The organism is Pseudomonas sp. p99-361 (assembly GCF_003935475.1).
In the GTDB taxonomy this organism is placed as follows: domain Bacteria; phylum Pseudomonadota; class Gammaproteobacteria; order Pseudomonadales; family Pseudomonadaceae; genus Aquipseudomonas; species Aquipseudomonas juntendi.
Map to the genome: position 1 here is coordinate 1 of NZ_RHQO01000088.1, position 16,241 is coordinate 16,241.

17 protein-coding genes are annotated in these 16,241 nt (G+C 62.3%); 9 read left to right on the forward strand and 8 right to left on the reverse strand.

From position 1 onward, the window contains the following. Nucleotides 1-139 precede the first annotated feature (139 nt). Entirely contained in the window at nucleotides 140-1,339 is a 1,200-nt protein-coding gene (gene tyrS, locus EGJ22_RS23520) for a tyrosine--tRNA ligase (RefSeq protein ID WP_029887370.1), read from the reverse strand. Between the two features lie 213 nt (nucleotides 1,340-1,552). On the opposite strand from tyrS, the gene EGJ22_RS23530 reads away from it, so the two are divergent. Together EGJ22_RS23530 and EGJ22_RS23535 are read left to right on the forward strand one after the other, a co-directional pair. After that, nucleotides 1,553-2,974 carry a peptidoglycan DD-metalloendopeptidase family protein gene (locus EGJ22_RS23530; protein ID WP_029887371.1) on the forward strand — a complete coding sequence of 474 codons (1,422 nt, stop codon included), beginning with the start codon at nucleotides 1,553-1,555 and terminating at the stop codon, nucleotides 2,972-2,974. Nucleotides 2,975-2,977: 3 nt separating this feature from the next. Next, nucleotides 2,978-4,069 carry an anhydro-N-acetylmuramic acid kinase gene (locus tag EGJ22_RS23535; protein ID WP_029887372.1) on the forward strand — a complete coding sequence of 364 codons (1,092 nt, stop codon included), beginning with the start codon at nucleotides 2,978-2,980 and terminating at the stop codon, nucleotides 4,067-4,069. Nucleotides 4,070-4,128: 59 nt separating this feature from the next. On the opposite strand, the gene erpA is transcribed toward EGJ22_RS23535, so the two are convergent. Beyond that, nucleotides 4,129-4,479, reverse strand: a complete 351-nt coding sequence (gene erpA / locus EGJ22_RS23540) for an iron-sulfur cluster insertion protein ErpA (protein WP_003255511.1) — start codon at nucleotides 4,477-4,479, stop codon at nucleotides 4,129-4,131. Between the two features lie 150 nt (nucleotides 4,480-4,629). After that, nucleotides 4,630-5,664 (reverse strand): N-acetyl-gamma-glutamyl-phosphate reductase, encoded by a 1,035-nt coding sequence (gene argC, locus EGJ22_RS23545; RefSeq protein WP_009681264.1) that lies wholly within the window; start codon nucleotides 5,662-5,664, stop codon nucleotides 4,630-4,632. A 142-nt stretch (nucleotides 5,665-5,806) separates the two neighbouring features. Between argC and hemJ the strand changes: the two genes are divergently transcribed. The 5 genes from hemJ (at nucleotide 5,807) to EGJ22_RS23570 (ending at nucleotide 9,314) form a co-directional block, all read left to right on the forward strand. Further along, nucleotides 5,807-6,232, forward strand: a complete 426-nt coding sequence (gene hemJ / locus EGJ22_RS23550) for a protoporphyrinogen oxidase HemJ (protein WP_029887373.1) — start codon at nucleotides 5,807-5,809, stop codon at nucleotides 6,230-6,232. A 133-nt stretch (nucleotides 6,233-6,365) separates the two neighbouring features. Next, nucleotides 6,366-7,148 carry an SDR family oxidoreductase gene (locus tag EGJ22_RS23555; protein ID WP_029887374.1) on the forward strand — a complete coding sequence of 261 codons (783 nt, stop codon included), beginning with the start codon at nucleotides 6,366-6,368 and terminating at the stop codon, nucleotides 7,146-7,148. 63 nt (nucleotides 7,149-7,211) lie between these two features. Continuing rightward, nucleotides 7,212-7,550: a histidine triad nucleotide-binding protein gene (locus tag EGJ22_RS23560; protein ID WP_029887375.1), complete on the forward strand. Its 339-nt coding sequence runs from the start codon at nucleotides 7,212-7,214 to the stop codon at nucleotides 7,548-7,550. Between the two features lie 65 nt (nucleotides 7,551-7,615). Next, entirely contained in the window at nucleotides 7,616-8,263 is a 648-nt protein-coding gene (gene coq7, locus EGJ22_RS23565) for a 2-polyprenyl-3-methyl-6-methoxy-1,4-benzoquinone monooxygenase (RefSeq protein WP_125920424.1), read from the forward strand. A 10-nt stretch (nucleotides 8,264-8,273) separates the two neighbouring features. Next, nucleotides 8,274-9,314 carry a hypothetical protein gene (locus EGJ22_RS23570; protein ID WP_029887377.1) on the forward strand — a complete coding sequence of 347 codons (1,041 nt, stop codon included), beginning with the start codon at nucleotides 8,274-8,276 and terminating at the stop codon, nucleotides 9,312-9,314. Nucleotides 9,315-9,353: 39 nt separating this feature from the next. On the opposite strand, the gene EGJ22_RS23575 is transcribed toward EGJ22_RS23570, so the two are convergent. Continuing rightward, nucleotides 9,354-9,776, reverse strand: coding sequence for an OsmC family protein (locus EGJ22_RS23575; protein WP_004376171.1), 423 nt, complete (start codon nucleotides 9,774-9,776; stop codon nucleotides 9,354-9,356). Nucleotides 9,777-9,966: 190 nt separating this feature from the next. On the opposite strand from EGJ22_RS23575, the gene crp reads away from it, so the two are divergent. Further along, entirely contained in the window at nucleotides 9,967-10,611 is a 645-nt protein-coding gene (gene crp / locus EGJ22_RS23580; protein ID WP_029887378.1) for a cAMP-activated global transcriptional regulator CRP, read from the forward strand. Here crp and EGJ22_RS23585 read toward each other — a convergent pair. The 4 genes from EGJ22_RS23585 to EGJ22_RS23600 all read right to left on the reverse strand — a co-directional run bounded on the left by EGJ22_RS23585 (nucleotide 10,608) and on the right by EGJ22_RS23600 (nucleotide 13,875). Continuing rightward, nucleotides 10,608-11,312 (reverse strand): lipoate--protein ligase family protein, encoded by a 705-nt coding sequence (locus EGJ22_RS23585; protein WP_029887379.1) that lies wholly within the window; start codon nucleotides 11,310-11,312, stop codon nucleotides 10,608-10,610. The genes crp and EGJ22_RS23585 overlap by 4 nt on opposite strands. 80 nt (nucleotides 11,313-11,392) lie before the next feature. After that, entirely contained in the window at nucleotides 11,393-12,226 is an 834-nt protein-coding gene (gene trpC / locus EGJ22_RS23590) for an indole-3-glycerol phosphate synthase TrpC (RefSeq protein WP_009681256.1), read from the reverse strand. Next, nucleotides 12,223-13,272, reverse strand: a complete 1,050-nt coding sequence (trpD, locus tag EGJ22_RS23595) for an anthranilate phosphoribosyltransferase (protein WP_029887380.1) — start codon at nucleotides 13,270-13,272, stop codon at nucleotides 12,223-12,225. Before trpD ends, trpC begins: the two co-directional genes overlap by 4 nt. Nucleotides 13,273-13,281: 9 nt before the next feature. Next, nucleotides 13,282-13,875, reverse strand: coding sequence for an aminodeoxychorismate/anthranilate synthase component II (locus EGJ22_RS23600; protein WP_009681254.1), 594 nt, complete (start codon nucleotides 13,873-13,875; stop codon nucleotides 13,282-13,284). Between the two features lie 367 nt (nucleotides 13,876-14,242). Between EGJ22_RS23600 and estP the strand changes: the two genes are divergently transcribed. Next, on the forward strand, nucleotides 14,243-16,132 hold the full coding sequence (estP, locus tag EGJ22_RS23605; RefSeq protein WP_029887381.1) for an esterase EstP: 1,890 nt from the start codon (nucleotides 14,243-14,245) through the stop codon (nucleotides 16,130-16,132). Nucleotides 16,133-16,241: the final 109 nt, after the last annotated feature.

Genomic DNA, 16,241 nt, shown 5'->3' on the forward strand with positions numbered 1-16,241 from the left:
TCGCTGGAAGTGGGGCGCATTATAAGGGGATTCGAGAGGGCGTCAACCTTTAATTCAAATAAACTTTCAGGGCGCTTGAAAAGCAAAGCGGGGAGGCCTTTCGGCCTCCCCGCTTCTATATAGGTACACCGCCAGGCAATCACTCAGCCTTCAGCGTAACCCGCCCGAAGGACTTCTTACCCGCCTGGCACACATGCGTAGCACCCAGACCAAACAGGAAATCCTTGTCGACCACCACACCATCCACTTTCACTGCACCAGCACTCAGCAAGTCACGCGCCTGCGCCGAGTTCTTCACCAGACCAGCACGGTTCAGAACCGCAGCGATAGGCAGGTCTTCCGCCGAAACCACCTCTACCTCCGGCAGGTCTTCAGGCAGCTCGCCTTCTTTCATACGGTTGCCCGCAGCACGGTGCGCATTGGCGGCAGCCTCTTCACCATGGAAACGCGCGACTATCTCTTCCGCCAGCTTGATCTTGATGTCTCGCGGGTTGGCGCCATTGGCCACATCGGCGCGGAACTGCTCAATCTCTTCCATGGAGCGGAAGCTCAGCAGCTCGAAGTAACGCCACATGAGCGTATCCGGGATCGACACCAGCTTGCTGTACATCACGCCCGGCGCTTCCTGGATACCGACATAGTTGCCCAGCGACTTGGACATTTTCTTCACACCGTCCAGCCCTTCGAGCAAAGGCATGGTCACGATGGTCTGCGCTTCCTGGCCATAGGCACGCTGCAGTTCGCGCCCCATCAGCAGGTTGAACTTCTGGTCGGTACCACCCAGCTCGACGTCTGCTTTCAGCGCGACCGAATCGTAGCCCTGCACCAGCGGGTAGAGGAACTCGTGAATGGCAATCGGCTGGTTGGTGGTGTAGCGCTTGTCGAAGTCATCGCGCTCGAGCATGCGCGCCACCGTGTACTGCGAGGCCAGGCGAATAAAGTCGGCCGGGGTCAGCTTGTCCATCCAGGTGGAGTTGAAGGCGACTTCGGTCTTGGCCGGATCAAGAATCTTGAACACCTGCTGCTTGTAGGTCTCGGCGTTGTCCAGCACCTGCTCACGAGTCAGCGGCGGACGCGTTGCGCTCTTGCCGCTTGGGTCGCCGATCATGCCGGTGAAGTCGCCGATCAGGAAGATGACCTGGTGGCCCAGCTCCTGGAACTGACGCAGCTTGTTGATCAGCACCGTGTGCCCCAGGTGCAGGTCCGGGGCGGTCGGGTCGAAGCCGGCCTTGATGCGCAGAGGTTGGCCGCGCTTGAGCTTCTCAACCAGTTCCGACTCGACCAGTACTTCTTCCGCACCGCGCTTGATAAGCGCCAGCTGCTCTTCAACCGACTTCATAGACAAACCCGCAAGGCTCAGATTCAGGGGGAGCCAACCATACAAGATCGGCCGTCAAATACAAGTTTTGCAAAGGAATGTGACCCGGGCACAGGCTTGCGACGTCTACGCGCCCTTGCGTGAAAGTGGATTTGGTTATATTTTATACAGTTATTTCATCTTCATCATGTCATTCATCTATTCCATTTCACCTTTTTCAAAGTCACCTTACCCATGACCAACGAACCGCCTAAAGCGCCACCGCTTTATCCGAAGAGCCACCTGTTGGCCGCCAGCGGCATTGCCGCCCTGCTCAGCCTGGCTTTGCTGGTATTTCCGTCCAGCGAAGTGGAAGCCAAGAAAACCACCCTCAACCTCGAGCTGGAAAGCCCTGCCGAACAATTGAAGGACGAAGCCCGCGCTGCGCCCATGGTGCAGGCACAGGGTGAGCAAGGCTCACCTTTCGCCCAGATAGAAGCAGCCACACCCGAAACCCAGAAAGCCGAGCAGCCAACGCAAGACGCCAAACAGGTCGCCGACGCCGCCAAGCAACCAGGCCACCGCGAGGTTACCGTAGCGCGCGGCGATACCCTGTCCACGCTGTTTGCCAAGGTCGGCCTGCCAGCCAATGCCGTGCACGACCTGCTGGCCAGCAACAAGCAGGCCAAGCAGTTCACCCAACTCAAGCACGGCCAGGTCCTGCAGTTCGAACTCGACAAGGATGGCCAACTGGCCAGCCTGCACAGCAAGGTCAGCAACCTTGAAACCATCAGCCTGAGCAAAAGCGCCAAAGGCTTTACCTTCAACCGTGAAATCAGCAAGCCGGTGGTGCGTACTGCCTATGCCCACGGGGTCATCAAAAGCTCGCTGTCAGCATCTGCCCAGCGTGCCGGCCTTTCCCACAGCATGACCATGGACATGGCGCGCGTGCTGGGCTACGACATCGACTTCGCCCAGGATATTCGCCCAGGCGACGAGTTCGACGTGGTCTACGAGCAGAAGGTGATGGATGGCAAGGTCGTCGGCACGGGCAATATCCTTTCGGCGCGCTTCACCAACCGTGGCAAAACCTACACTGCCGTGCGCTACACCAACAAGCAGGGCAACACTACCTACTACACTGCCGACGGCAACAGCCTGCGCAAAGCCTTCATCCGCACCCCGGTGGACTTCGCCCGTATCAGTTCGCGCTTCTCCGCCGGCCGCAAGCACCCGATCCTGAACAAGATTCGCGCGCACAAGGGCGTTGACTACGCAGCCCCACGCGGCACGCCTATCAAGGCAGCAGGCGACGGCCGCATCGAACTGGCCGGGCGCCGCGGCGGCTACGGCAACACCGTGATCATCCAGCACGGTAACCGCTACAAGACGCTGTATGGCCACATGCAGGGCTTTGCCAAAGGCATCAAGACCGGTAGCATCGTCAAGCAGGGCCAGATCATCGGTTACATCGGCACCACCGGCCTTTCCACCGGGCCGCATCTTCACTATGAGTTCCAGGTCAACGGCGTGCATGTCGACCCCCTGAGCCAGAAGGTGCCAATGGCCGACCCGATCGCCAAGAACGAGCGTCAACGCTTCTTGCAGCAGAGTCAGCCACTGATCGCCCGCATGGATCAGGAAAAAGCCACCCTGCTCGCCGCGAACAAGCGCTAAGCCATGGCGCTTTACCTGGGGGTGATGTCCGGTACCAGCCTGGATGGCCTGGACATCGCCTTGGTCGAACAAGGCGAGCAGCTTGAACTGCTCGCCACGCTCTACCTGCCAATGCCCGCCAGCCTGCGCCAGGACTTGCTTGCCCTGTGCAGTAGCGGCCCTGACGAAATCGCCCGGGCAGCATTGGCGGAAAATCACTGGGCCACCCTTGCGGCCGAGGGTATACGCCAGCTGCTCGCTCAGCAGGGCCTGCAGGCTGACGCCATACGCGCCATTGGTAGCCATGGTCAGACGGTCCGTCACGAACCCGCCCGCGGCTTCACCGTACAGATCGGTAACCCCGCGCTGCTCGCCGAGCTTACTGGTATCAGCGTGGTAGCCGACTTCCGCCGCCGCGATGTGGCCGCCGGCGGGCAAGGCGCGCCACTTGTCCCGGCCTTCCACGAAACCCTGTTCAGCCACCTGGGCCAACGGGTAGCGATTCTCAATGTGGGCGGTTTCAGCAACCTCAGCCTGCTCGAGCGGGATGCACCGGTGCATGGCTTTGATTGTGGCCCAGGCAATGTTTTGCTGGATGCCTGGGTCGAGCGCAAACGCGGCCAGGCTTACGATGCCGACGGTGCCTGGGCTGCCACCGGCGTGGTGCAGGCCGATTTGCTGCATGCATTGATGAGCGACCCGTTCTTCGCGGGCAGCGGCCCCAAGAGTACCGGCCGTGAGGTGTTCAACCTGCCTTGGCTCGACCGCCACCTCGCCGGCCTGCCCGCCTACCGGGACGAGGATGTGCAGGCGACACTGCTGGAGCTGACCGCACGCAGCATCATCGACTCGCTGGAAAAAGCGCAACAAGGCACCGAAGCGCTGTTGGTCTGCGGTGGAGGCGCCCGCAACGGTGCGCTGATGGCCCGCCTCGGCCAACTGCTGCCCACTGCACGTGTTACAAGCACCAGCGCCCATGGCGTAGACCCTGACTGGGTCGAAGCCATGGCCTTTGCCTGGCTGGCCCATTGCTGCCTGGAGGGCATCGCCGCCAACCGCCCCAGCGTCACTGCCGCCAGGGGCCTACGCGTACTCGGCGCAATCTACCCGGCATGACACCCGGGCAGAAAGCAAAACGCCGCGCAATTGCGCGGCGTTTTCGTATCGGCCCGAATTCAGATCGAGAACGACGACCCGCAACCGCAGGTGGTGGCGGCATTCGGGTTCTTGATCACAAAGCGCGAACCTTCCAGGCCTTCCTGGTAGTCCACTTCGGCACCGGCCAGGTACTGGAAGCTCATCGGGTCGACCACCAGGGAAACGCCTTCGCGCTCGACGATGGTGTCGTCTTCAGCCACGTCTTCATCGAAGGTGAAGCCGTACTGAAAGCCCGAGCAACCGCCACCGGTCACGAACACCCGCAGCTTCAGACGTTCATTGCCTTCCTCATTGACCAGGTTCTTCACCTTCTGGGCTGCGCCATGGGTGAATTCCAGGCCGGTAGGGGTGAAGGTTTCGACGCTCATGTTGATTCTCCCGGCGCGGTAGCCGCCATATAACTCTCGATGACGCGCATTATCCGCTTTCCCGAGAAAATTGGTCAACAATACGTAAGCCGCAAGCGACAACCTACACGCCGCAAGCTCCACCCGCAGGGGTGTTGCTCGCGGCGTCTGTCACGGCAGCAGGCCTGCGTGGGACAGGCCCATGCGCTCATCCAGACCAAACAGGATGTTGAGGTTCTGCACTGCCTGCCCCGAAGCCCCCTTCACCAGGTTGTCGATCACCGACAGCACCACTACCAGGTCCCCGCCCTGCGGGCGATGAACGGCAATGCGGCAAACGTTGGCACCGCGCACGCTGCGGGTTTCCGGGTGGCTACCGGCCGGCATCACGTCGACGAACGGCTCATCGGCGTAGCGCTTCTCGAACAGCGCCTGCAGGTCGACCGAAGTATCGGCCACGTTCGCGTACAGGGTGGCGTGGATACCACGGATCATCGGTGTCAGGTGCGGCACGAACGTCAGCCCGATGTCCTTGCCGGCCGCCTGGCGCAGGCCCTGGCTGATTTCCGGCAAGTGGCGATGCCCCTTGACGGCATAGGCCTTCATGCTTTCACCGGCTTCGCAGAACAGCGAACCCACTGCCGCACCACGCCCGGCGCCGCTGACACCCGACTTGCAGTCGGCGATCAGCCGCGCGGGGTCGGCCAGACCCGCTTCCAGTAACGGCAGGAAACCGAGCTGGGTGGCGGTCGGGTAGCAACCCGGCACGGCAATCAGACGCGCCTGGCGAATCTTCTCGCGGTTCACTTCGGGCAGGCCATACACGGCATCCTTGAGCAGTTCAGGCGCGCCATGCGGCTGACCGTACCACTTGCCCCACTCGGTGGCATCCTGCAGACGGAAGTCAGCCGACAGGTCGATCACCTTGGTACCCGCCGCCAGCAATTCGCCGGCCAGTGCGTGGGCAACGCCATGCGGTGTGGCGAAGAACACGACGTCGCAAGCAGCCAGCGCCTTGCTGTCGGGTACGCTGAACGCCAGCCCGTCATAGTGGCCGCGCAGGTTCGGGTACATGTCTGCCACCGCCACGCCCGCCTCCGAGCGCGAAGTGATGACAGCCACTTCGGCCTGTGGATGCTGTGCCAGCAGACGCAACAGTTCGACGCCGGTGTAACCGGTGCCGCCAACAATACCGACCTTGATCATAACGCTTGCCCCTTATCAACGAGCCGTCTGGAAAGCGCACGATAATAGGGGCGCGAGGCGCCTGTAACAACTCTCCGGGTGTCCCTTCCGGCGCCCGACCACTACTATCTGACGACCGTGATTATCTGAAGGAACACCCTCCATGCTTTACCTATGGATCAAAGCGCTGCATATCGTCAGCGTAGTCTGCTGGTTCGCCGGCCTGTTCTATCTGCCGCGGCTGTTCGTCTACCACGCCCAGAGCCAGGACAGCATCAGCCAAGAACGCTTCGTGACCATGGAGCGCAAGCTCTACCGCGGCATCATGAACCCGGCAATGATCGCCACCTATGTATTTGGCGCCTGGATGCTCTACCTCAACCCCGGCTGGCTGAGCCAGGGCTGGCTGCATGCCAAGCTGACCCTGGTAATCCTGCTCACCGGCTACCATCACGTGTGTGGCGCCCAGCGCAAACGCTTCGCCAGCGGCACCAACACACGCAGCCACGTCTATTATCGCTGGTTCAACGAAGTGCCCGTGCTCATCCTGCTGGGCATCGTGATTCTGGTGGTGGTCAAGCCGTTCTGACACAGCCACCTCAACTATCAGCAAGCCCAGCCGCGCTGCCAGGCCATTGGCCCCCGGGCCTTGTAGCAAAACGCAGCACCTGGCACGGGCAAGCTGTACACTAGGCGCCCTCTTCCGCCCCCAGGAGCCTTGCATGTCCCGTTACGCCATGATCACTGGTGCTTCCAGCGGCCTGGGCCTGGCCCTGGCGGAAGCGCTGGCACGGCGTGGACGCAACCTGATCCTGGTGGCACGCCAGCGCGAAACGCTGGAACCGGTCGCCCTCGAGCTGACCCAACGCTTTGGCGTAGAGGTACTGTTCCGCGCCTGCGACCTCAGCCAGCCGCTGCGCCTGTCAGGTTTCGTGCTGGAGCTGGAAGAAGGCGAGCGGCGCATCGACCTGCTGGTCAACTGTGCCGGTTTGCGCACCTACGGCCCATTCCTGGCCCATGAGTGGGCCGACGAGCAAGACCTGCTCGAGGTCAACGTGCTGGCCATGAGCCGGCTATGCCATGCAATCGGCAACCTGATGGCTGTGCAGGGTGGCGGGCAGATTCTCAACGTTGCAGGCCTGGCCGGGGTCGCACCTGGGCCATGGATGGCGGCCTATGCCGCCAGCAAAGCCTACGTGCTGAGCTTTTCCCAGGCACTGCGCGAGGAGCTCAAGCGCGCCGGCATCAAGGTCTCGGTACTGTGCCCCGGCCCGGTATGCTCTGCACGGCGGCGCATCCCCCGCCTGGATGGCAAGCCACGCTGCCTGAGCCCCGAGGAAGTGGCCCTGTACACGGTGCGGGCGCTGGACAGGAACCGCGCCCTGATCATGCCAGGGCGGCGCAACCGCTGGCTGGCCTTCGCCCCCCGTCTGCTGCCACGCTGGCTGGTACGCAAACTGGCCGGCGCCATTCACCGCCGCTATTGCCCGGCCGGCATGGAATAGCCACTGGGCGATTGGCGCTTGGCTGAGTACACTCGGCCCGACCCTCACCATGGAGCAAGTGCTGTGGACGATTTATTCATCAAGATCATCAACCGGGAGATCCCGGCGAAGATCATCTACGAGGACGACCAGGTTCTGGCGTTCCACGACATCGCCCCCCAGGCGCCCGTGCATTTTCTGGTCATCCCGAAAAAGCATATTCCGACCCTCAACGACCTGACCGAAGAGGACAAAGGCCTGGCTGGCCACATCCTGTTCACCGCCCAGCGCCTGGCCAAGGAACTTGGCTGTGATGACGGTTTCCGCGTGGTCATGAACTGCAACGAGCAGGGCGGCCAGACCGTCTACCACATCCATATGCACGTGCTCGGCCAGCGCCAGATGAACTGGCCGCCGGGCTGATCCACGGCAAGCGACCCCGCCGCTATTGCGGTAAACTGTCGGGCACATTCTTGCGGAGGTGCCCGATGGCTACCGAACGTCACTACTCGCCGCTCGACCGCTTGTTGCTGCAGGCCGATACCGCCATGCGCACCTTGCTGCCCTTCAGCGGCCAACCCGCCCGGCCGTCACCGGCCATCATCCAGCCAGACGCCAACCTGGACGAACAGCAAACCCGCCACATTGCCGGGCTGATGCGCATCAACCATACCGGTGAAGTCTGCGCCCAGGCGCTGTACCAAGGTCAGGCCCTGACGGCCAAGCTGCCCGAAGTGCGCAAGGCCATGGAACATGCCGCCGAGGAAGAAATCGACCACCTGGCGTGGTGCGAGCAACGCATTCGCCAGCTGAACAGCCACCCAAGTGTGCTCAACCCCCTGTTCTATGGCATGTCCTTCGGCATCGGCGCACTGGCCGGGCTGGTCAGCGACAAGGTCAGCCTGGGTTTCGTCGCCGCCACCGAGCACCAGGTATGCAAGCACCTGGACGAACACCTTGAGCAGTTGCCGCAAGAAGACGAAAAGTCCCGCGCCATTCTCGAGCAGATGCGCGTCGACGAAGAGCAGCACGCCGAGTCCGCCCTGGAAGCCGGTGGCTACCTTTTCCCTGCTCCTGTGCGCTTCGGTATGAGCTTGCTGGCCAAGGTCATGACCAAGAGCACCTACCGCATCTGAAGGCTGCCCCATGACGGACCGAATCGACGCCAAGGACCTGGCGCGTGCCGTGCAAGCCGGCGTTCTCCAGCCTGGCCAGGACCAGGCCCTGCTGGCGTTCCTGCGCCAGCAACCGCCAGCACGCGGTACCTTTCAGCTGGCCCATGTCGCCTTCTACTTCGGCGCCATGCTGATCATGGCGGCCATGGGCTGGTTGCTCACCGAGGCCTGGATGAGCATCGGCGACGCCGCACTGCTGGTCATCGCCAGCCTGTACATCGGGCTGATCACCTTGTTTGCCCTCAACTTGCAGCGGCGTGCGCAGCCCGTAGCCGCCGGGGTACTGGCCGCCGTCGCGGTCAGTATCGTGCCGCTGGCAGTGTTCGCCATCGAACGCTTGGCGGGTTGGTGGCCAATGGATGACACCCAGGCCAACTACCACCACTACTACACCTACGTGCAAGGCGGCTGGCTGGCGATGGAGGCGGCCACGGTAGTGGCCGGTTTGCTGATGCTGCGGTTGATCCCTTACCCGTTCATCGTCATGCCGATCGCCGTGGCCCTATGGTTCATGTCGATGGACATGACTGAGTGGCTCTTCGGCTCGCCGTTCAGCTGGGCGCAGCGCCGTCAGGTTTCGCTGTGGTTCGGCCTGGGAATGCTGGTGGTGTTCCTGCTGGTGGACGGCCGTACACGCGAGGACTATGCCCGCTGGGGGTACCTGGCAGGGCTGGCGGCATTCTGGGGCGGGCTGACGCTACTGGACAGCGGCAGCGAGCTGGGCAAGGCGCTGTACTGCCTGATAAACATTGCGCTGATGGGCATGGCAGTGCTGCTGCGCCGGCCGGTGTTCATGGTGTTCGGCGCGCTGGGGGTTGCGGCCTACCTGGGCTACCTGGCGTATGAGGTATTCGCGCAATCGCTGCTGTTCCCGGTCGTGGTGACGCTGATCGGGCTGGGGGTCATCTGGCTGGGGCTGGTCTACCAGAAGCGCCGGGAGCGGTTGAGCCGCGCAATGCGCAGCGGCTTGCCGGCATGGCTTCGCTCTGCATTACCGGCACTGCGCAGCTGATGGTATCGGGGCCGCTTGGCGGCCCCAAAAAACCCGGCTTCAACCCAACTCTACAATCTCGTACCCGTGGGTAATCTCGACCCCGGCACGCTCGAGCATGATCGACGCAGAGCAGTACTTCTCTGCCGACAGCTCTACCGCGCGCTTGACCTGCGCTTCTTTCAGCCCGCGCCCCTTAACGACGAAGTTCATGTGGATCTTGGTGAACACTTTCGGGTCTTCACTGGCGCGCTCGGCTTCCAGAAACGCCTCGCAGCTCTCCACCGCCTGGCGCGACTTCTTCAGAATGCTGACCACGTCAAAGCTGCTGCAGCCACCCAACCCCAACAGCAGCATCTCCATAGGGCGCACACCCAGGTTGCGGCCGCCGGCCTCGGGCGGGCCATCCATCACGACGACATGGCCGCTGCCCGATTCGCCGAGAAACATTGCCTCACCGGCCCACTGGATACGTGCCTTCATCTACCTGGACTCCTGATATTCGGAAAAGGGTGTCAGCTTAGACCTTGTGTGGCTGTGGGAAAAGTACGAGAGGACTCGGTTTAGTACCGAAACATCTTGTAGTGTCTGATAAGCTGGCGCCAAATGACTGGCGCCTGCCGCTGTCGATTTACAAAAAATACCCAAGCCTAGTATCGAACAGGACTTCGTGATGGTTGCCTCTGCCCTACCCGCAAAGATCAAGAACATCGACAAGTTGCTGGTGCACTGCCAGCGCCGCCGCTTCACCGCAAAAAGCAACATCATCTGCGCTGGCGACCGGGCCGAAACACTGTCGTTCATCATCAAGGGGTCGGTCACCATCATCATCGAAGACGATGACGGTCATGAAATGATCATCGCCTACCTCAACCCGGGCGATTTCTTTGGCGAGCTGGGGCTGTTCGAGCCCGTTGAGGGTGAGCAGCAGCGCAGCGCCTGGGTACGGGCGAAGACGGAATGCGAAGTGGCCGAGATCAGTTACGAGAAATTTCGCGAAGTGGCGCGCCAGGACCCGGAAATTCTCTACGCCCTGGGCAGCCAGATGGCCCAACGCCTTCGTAATACCACACGCAAGGTCGGCGACCTGGCGTTCTTCGACGTAACCGGCCGCGTCGCCCGCTGCCTGCTGGAGCTGTGCAAGCAGCCCGACGCCATGACCCATCCGGATGGCATGCAGATCAAGATCACCCGCCAGGAAATCGGCCGCATCGTCGGTTGCTCGCGGGAAATGGTCGGCCGCGTGCTCAAAGACCTCGAAGAGCGCAGCCTGGTCCATGTCAAAGGCAAGACCATGGTGATCTACGGTACCCGCTAATCCCTGGGCAGGTCGGCCAAGACCTTGGCGTAAGCTTGCGAAAGGCGCTGGAACCAGGGCACTGCGGGCGCCACTTCGTGCAAGGCAATGTGTGCGTCGGCGCGGCAACGCTGCTCCAGCTCGCAGCATTCGTTGAAACGGTTGACCGCCGCCACCATCGCCTCACGTTCGTTGTCCAGTAACAACGCGCCGTGCACCAGTACCACCGGGCGTTTGCCGCCCAGGCCCTGGCGCCAGCGCTGGGCGGTACCGACCAGCTTGCGGCCATTGAGGTTGACGTTGTAGCGGCCATCGCAAAAGGCGCCGTCGATTTCCCCCACCGACGCTACCCCGCCCCACTCGCGCAACACATCGCACAGTGGCAGGCACAGGCGCTCATAAGCGGTTTCGATACGGCCATGGTCGCCTTCGCTGGGCGGCGCGGCATAGACAAGCGCCACGTTCACGGTGGCATGCGACTGCGGTACCGGCTCACCACCGGTTTCACGCAACAGTACCGGCCAGCCGGCGATCGCCAGCTCTGCGCAGGCTGTTTCGAAATTGGCCAACCGGCTCATGCGCCGGGGCATGACCAAGGCATGGTCAGTGGGGCGCCAGAACAGCACACCACTCTCGCGTTCGCCGCGGCAAACGGCGGCCAGCAGGTCCTGCTCGGCGTGCAAGCCCTGCTCGACGGTCAGGGCCAGGGGTTGATCGCTCATCGCTCCACCTTGGATGTTGTTTTCAAGGGCCTCTTGCCGGGCCTGTAAAAAAGCCGGCAATCACGCCGGCTTCATTGCAATCAGTCCAGTTGCTGAACAGTTTTCTTCACCTGGTCCGGGAAGAACAGCCGCTGCAGCTCCAGCCCAGGTTGTTCGGCGCGCATGAATGCCTCACCCACCAGGAACGAATAAACGTCATTGATCGCCATCAGCTCGACATCGGCCCGGTTCAAGATACCGCTCTCGGTAATTGCCAGGCGATCACGCGGTATGCGCGGCAGCAGGTCGAGGGTGGTTTCCAGGCTGACTTCAAAGGTGTGCAGGTTGCGGTTGTTCACGCCCACCAGCGGTGTATCCAGGGTTTTCAGCGCACGCTCCAGCTCATCGCCATCGTGCACTTCTACCAGTACATCGAGGCCGACGTCATTGGCGGTGGCGGCCAGTTCGGCCATCTTCACGTCATCCAGCGCCGACACGATCAGCAGCACGCAGTCCGCACCCAAGGCCCGCGCCTCGACGATCTGGTAGGGGTCGATCATGAAATCCTTGCGGATCACGGGCAGGGAAACCGCCGCACGAGCCTGCTGCAAGTACTCATCGGCACCCAGGAAGTAATCCACATCGGTCAGCACCGACAGGCAGGTAGCACCGCCTTTCTCATAGCTGACAGCGATTTCCGCCGGCCTGAAGTCTTCACGGATCACGCCCTTGCTGGGCGAGGCCTTCTTGATTTCGGCAATCACCGCAGGCTGCTTGCGCTTGGCCTGCTCGATCAAGGCATTGGCAAAGCCCCGGGGAGCGTCAGCGGCCTTGGCCAGGCCCTCCAGTTCGCGAAGGCTGACCCGCGCGCTGCGCTCGGCCACTTCCTGGAACTTGCGGGCAATGATCTTTTCCAGCACCGTCGGCACGCTCATGCTTCGTTCTCCACCTTGAATACTGCAGTAAATGCACCCAATTCCTGCAGCTTTTCCCAGGCCAGGCCGGTGTGCAGTACGTCATGGGCCAGTTCCACACCGGCTTTCAGGCTCATGGCATGGTCAGCGGCATACAGCGCCGCACCGGCATTGAGCACGATCATCTCGGCAGCTTTCTGGCCGTTTTCAGTCTTGCGGCGGCCCAGTGCATCACGGATCAGTTCCAGTGACGCCTGCGGGCTCTCAACGGCCAGGCCATGCAGGCTCTGGCTTTTCATGCCGAGGTCTTCCGGCTCGACCCAGTATTCGGTGATCTGGTCGTTCTTCAGCTCGGCCACAAAGGTGGGGGCAGCCAGGCTGAACTCATCCAGGCCATCCTTTGAGTGCACCACCAGCACATGCTTGCTGCCCAGGCGCTGCAGCACCTCGGCCAACGGCCGGCACAGGGCCTGAGCGAACACGCCGACCACCTGGTGTTTCACCCCGGCCGGATTCGTAAGCGGGCCGAGCATGTTGAACAGGGTACGCATACCCAGCTCGCGGCGCGGGCCAGCGGCGTGCTTCATTGCCGAGTGATGGCTTTGCGCGAACATGAAGCCGATCCCCAGGCTGTCGATGCAGCGGCCCACTTGCGTTGGCGTCAGGTTCAGGTAGATACCGGCAGCTTCCAGCAAGTCGGCACTGCCGCTCTTGCCCGACACCGCGCGGTTGCCATGCTTGGCCACTGGGCAGCCCGCCGCCGCCAGCACGAACGACGAAGCGGTGGAAACGTTGAAGATGTTGGCACCGTCACCGCCGGTACCGACGATATCCACCACACCCTCCAGGCTCTGCAGTTCGACCTTGTCGGCCAGCTCGCGCATCACCGATACCGCGCCCACGATCTCGTCGATGCTCTCGCTTTTCATGCGCATGCCCATCAGGAAGGCGCCGATCTGCGCCTCGCTGCACTGGCCTGTCATGATCTGGCGCATCACATCGCGCATTTCTTCGGTCGAAAGGTCCAGCTGGCCAACGATACGGCTCAGCGCGCTTTTGATATCCATATTCAATCCTTAGCGGCGGCCGCCGGTCTGCTTGAGGAAGTTGGCGAACAGCTCGTGGCCCTGCTCGGTGAGGATCGACTCAGGGTGGAACTGCACCCCTTCGATGTTCAGCGTTTTGTGGCGCAGGCCCATGATCTCGTCGACCGAACCATCTGCATGGGCCGTCCAGGCGGTCACTTCCAGGCAGTCAGGCAGGGTGTCGCGCTTGACCACCAGCGAGTGGTAGCGGGTCACCGTCAGCGGGTTGTTGAGGCCGGCAAACACGCCGAGGTCGCGGTGGAGTACCGGGCTGGTCTTGCCATGCATCACCTGGCGAGCCCGGACCACGTCACCACCAAAGGCCTGGCCGATGGACTGGTGGCCCAGGCATACGCCGAGGATCGGCAGCTTGCCGGCGAAATGCAGGATGGCCTCGATGGACACGCCCGCCTCGCTCGGCGTGCACGGGCCAGGGGAGACGACGATCCGCTCGGGGTTCAGGGCTTCGATCTGGGCAATGGTCAGTTCGTCATTGCGAACGACCTTGACCTCGGCACCCAGCTCGCCAAGGTACTGCACAACGTTGTAAGTAAATGAGTCGTAGTTGTCGATCATCAGTAACATGGTGTTAAACCTCTTGAACTTACTGACTTCAAATTCGAACCTCCCTCTGCCCGCCATAGCGGTGGCTGTGCCACTTGAGGGCGAGGAACAGGAAGGCAAACAGGGGCGGGCCGGACTGGCCGGCAGGGGATAAAGTCAGGCGCGCCAACGCCAACGGGCGTGGGCCTTGATTACGCGCATCAAGAGTTTGCTGACGATCAACACAGGGTAGGTCTCGCTCATACGTCACGGCACAGTAGCCTACCGGCGCGGCGGGCGCAATATGCCTGTAAACACGGGGAAACGAATGGACTTGGGAGCGAAGCCCCACGATTTGCTAATGTCGATCAGGTTGTTCTCATAAAAACAAAGAAAAGGATGTTCCGCGATGAGAAAAGCTCCACTTTTGCGCTTTGCCTTCGCTTCATTAGCCCTGGCCTGCAGCCAGGCCTTTGCTGCCCCCTCGCCCTATTCCACGCTGATCGTATTCGGCGACAGCCTGGCAGATGCCGGGCAGTTCCCCGACCTGACAGGTGGCACCTCCGGCGCCCGCTTCACCAACCGTGATGCCGACGGCAATTTTGCCCCGGTGTCGCCGATGATCCTCGGTGGGCGGTTGGGTATCGACCCCAACGCGCTGAACCCCTCCACCTCGGTCGGTGTTCGCCCCGACGGCAACAACTGGGCGGTAGGGGGCTACACCACGCAACAGATTCTTGATTCGATCACCGAAACCTCCAGAACCGTCATTCCACCCGGCAACCCAGGCGCCGGGACGGTGTTGCGAGAGAAGCCTGGCTACCTGGCCAACGGGCTGCGCGCCGACCCCAATGCCCTGTACTACCTGACCGGCGGCGGCAACGACTTTCTGCAAGGTCTGGTCAACAGCCCGGCCGACGCAGTGGCGGCCGGTGCTCGGCTGGCCGCCAGCGCTCAGGCCCTGCAACAGGGCGGCGCACGCTACATCATGGTCTGGCTGCTACCCGACCTTGGCCAAACACCGAACTTCAGCGGCACGCCGCAACAGAACCCGCTCTCGTTGCTGTCCGGGGCGTTCAATCAATCGCTGCTGGGCCAGCTGAGGCAGATCGATGCCCAAGTCATCCCCCTGAACATCCCTGTGTTGCTGAGCGAGGCCTTGGCCAGCCCCAGCCAGTTCGGCCTGGCACCTGACCAGAACCTGGTCGGCACTTGCTACAGCGGGCAAGGCTGCGTGGGCAACCCGGTCCATGGCATCGACGGCACCACGCCAGACCCGACCCGGCTACTGTTCAACGATTCGGTGCACCCGACCATCGCCGGCCAGCAACTGATTGCCGATTACGCCTACTCGATCCTGTCCGCGCCATGGGAACTGTCCCTGCTGCCGGAAATGGCCCACGCCAGCCTGCGTGCCCACCAGGATGAATTGCGTAGCCAATGGCAAACGCCATGGCAGGCGATCGGCCAGTGGCAAGCGTTTGTCAGCAGCGGCGCCCAGGACCTGGACTTCGACAGCCAGGGCAGCGCGGCCAGCGGCGATGGCCGGGGCTACAACCTGACCGTGGGTGGCAGCTACCGCCTGAACGATGCCTGGCGCCTGGGGCTCGCGGGCGGCGTCTACCGGCAGAAACTGGAAGCAGGCACGCAAGATTCGGACTACAAGCTCGACAGCTACCTGGCCAGCGCCTTCGCCCAGTACCGGCAGGACCGCTGGTGGGCCGATGCAGCGCTGACAGCCGGGCACCTGGACTATAGCGACCTCAAGCGCACCTTTGCCCTGGGCGTGAACGACCGTAGCGAAAAGGGCGACACCGACGGTGAAGCCTGGGCGATGTCCGCACGGCTGGGCTACAACCTGGCGGCGGACAGCAGCAACTGGCAACTGGCGCCGTTCATCAGCGCCGACTACGCGCGGGTCAAGGTGGACGGCTACAACGAGAAGAGCGGGCGCTCCACAGCCCTGGGTTTCGATGACCAGGAGCGCACGTCTCGCCGCCTGGGCGTGGGGCTGCTGGGCAGCGTGCAGGTGCTGCCCTCTACCCGGCTGTTCGCCGAGGTGGCGCAAGAGCATGAGTTCGAGGATGACCAGCAGGACGTGACCATGCACCTGACCAGCTTGCCGGCGAATGACTTCACCCTGACCGGGTATACGCCACACAGCGACCTGACCCGGGCCAGCCTGGGGGTAAGCCATGAAGTGGTGGCGGGGGTGCATTTGCGCGGCAACTACAATTGGCGCAAGAGTGATGAGCTGACGCAGCAGGGGGTGAGTCTGGGGGTTAGCGTCGATTTCTAAGCCAGCCTGTACCGGTCCCATCGCCGGCAAGCCTCCCACGGGGATCGCATCAGGGCTGACAGGTGTTTGCCACAAGGTATGCAGCGCCTGTTAGAGCGAGCGCCGCCCG

Excerpts from the sequence above, each read along its gene's own strand:
- EGJ22_RS23535 (WP_029887372.1), top strand. The coding sequence starts at position 2,978 with ATGGCGCTTTACCTGGGGGTGATGTCCGGTACCAGCCTGGATGGCCTG.
- EGJ22_RS23600 (WP_009681254.1), bottom strand. The coding sequence starts at position 13,875 with ATGTTACTGATGATCGACAACTACGACTCATTTACTTACAACGTTGTG.
- EGJ22_RS23570 (WP_029887377.1), top strand. The coding sequence starts at position 8,274 with ATGACGGACCGAATCGACGCCAAGGACCTGGCGCGTGCCGTGCAAGCC.
- crp (WP_029887378.1), top strand. The coding sequence starts at position 9,967 with ATGGTTGCCTCTGCCCTACCCGCAAAGATCAAGAACATCGACAAGTTG.
- hemJ (WP_029887373.1), top strand. The coding sequence starts at position 5,807 with ATGCTTTACCTATGGATCAAAGCGCTGCATATCGTCAGCGTAGTCTGC.
- erpA (WP_003255511.1), bottom strand. The coding sequence starts at position 4,479 with ATGAGCGTCGAAACCTTCACCCCTACCGGCCTGGAATTCACCCATGGC.
- coq7 (WP_125920424.1), top strand. The coding sequence starts at position 7,616 with ATGGCTACCGAACGTCACTACTCGCCGCTCGACCGCTTGTTGCTGCAG.
- EGJ22_RS23555 (WP_029887374.1), top strand. The coding sequence starts at position 6,366 with ATGTCCCGTTACGCCATGATCACTGGTGCTTCCAGCGGCCTGGGCCTG.
- argC (WP_009681264.1), bottom strand. The coding sequence starts at position 5,664 with ATGATCAAGGTCGGTATTGTTGGCGGCACCGGTTACACCGGCGTCGAA.
- trpD (WP_029887380.1), bottom strand. The coding sequence starts at position 13,272 with ATGGATATCAAAAGCGCGCTGAGCCGTATCGTTGGCCAGCTGGACCTT.
- estP (WP_029887381.1), top strand. The coding sequence starts at position 14,243 with ATGAGAAAAGCTCCACTTTTGCGCTTTGCCTTCGCTTCATTAGCCCTG.
- tyrS (WP_029887370.1), bottom strand. The coding sequence starts at position 1,339 with ATGAAGTCGGTTGAAGAGCAGCTGGCGCTTATCAAGCGCGGTGCGGAA.
- EGJ22_RS23530 (WP_029887371.1), top strand. The coding sequence starts at position 1,553 with ATGACCAACGAACCGCCTAAAGCGCCACCGCTTTATCCGAAGAGCCAC.
- EGJ22_RS23585 (WP_029887379.1), bottom strand. The coding sequence starts at position 11,312 with ATGAGCGATCAACCCCTGGCCCTGACCGTCGAGCAGGGCTTGCACGCC.
- EGJ22_RS23575 (WP_004376171.1), bottom strand. The coding sequence starts at position 9,776 with ATGAAGGCACGTATCCAGTGGGCCGGTGAGGCAATGTTTCTCGGCGAA.
- trpC (WP_009681256.1), bottom strand. The coding sequence starts at position 12,226 with ATGAGCGTGCCGACGGTGCTGGAAAAGATCATTGCCCGCAAGTTCCAG.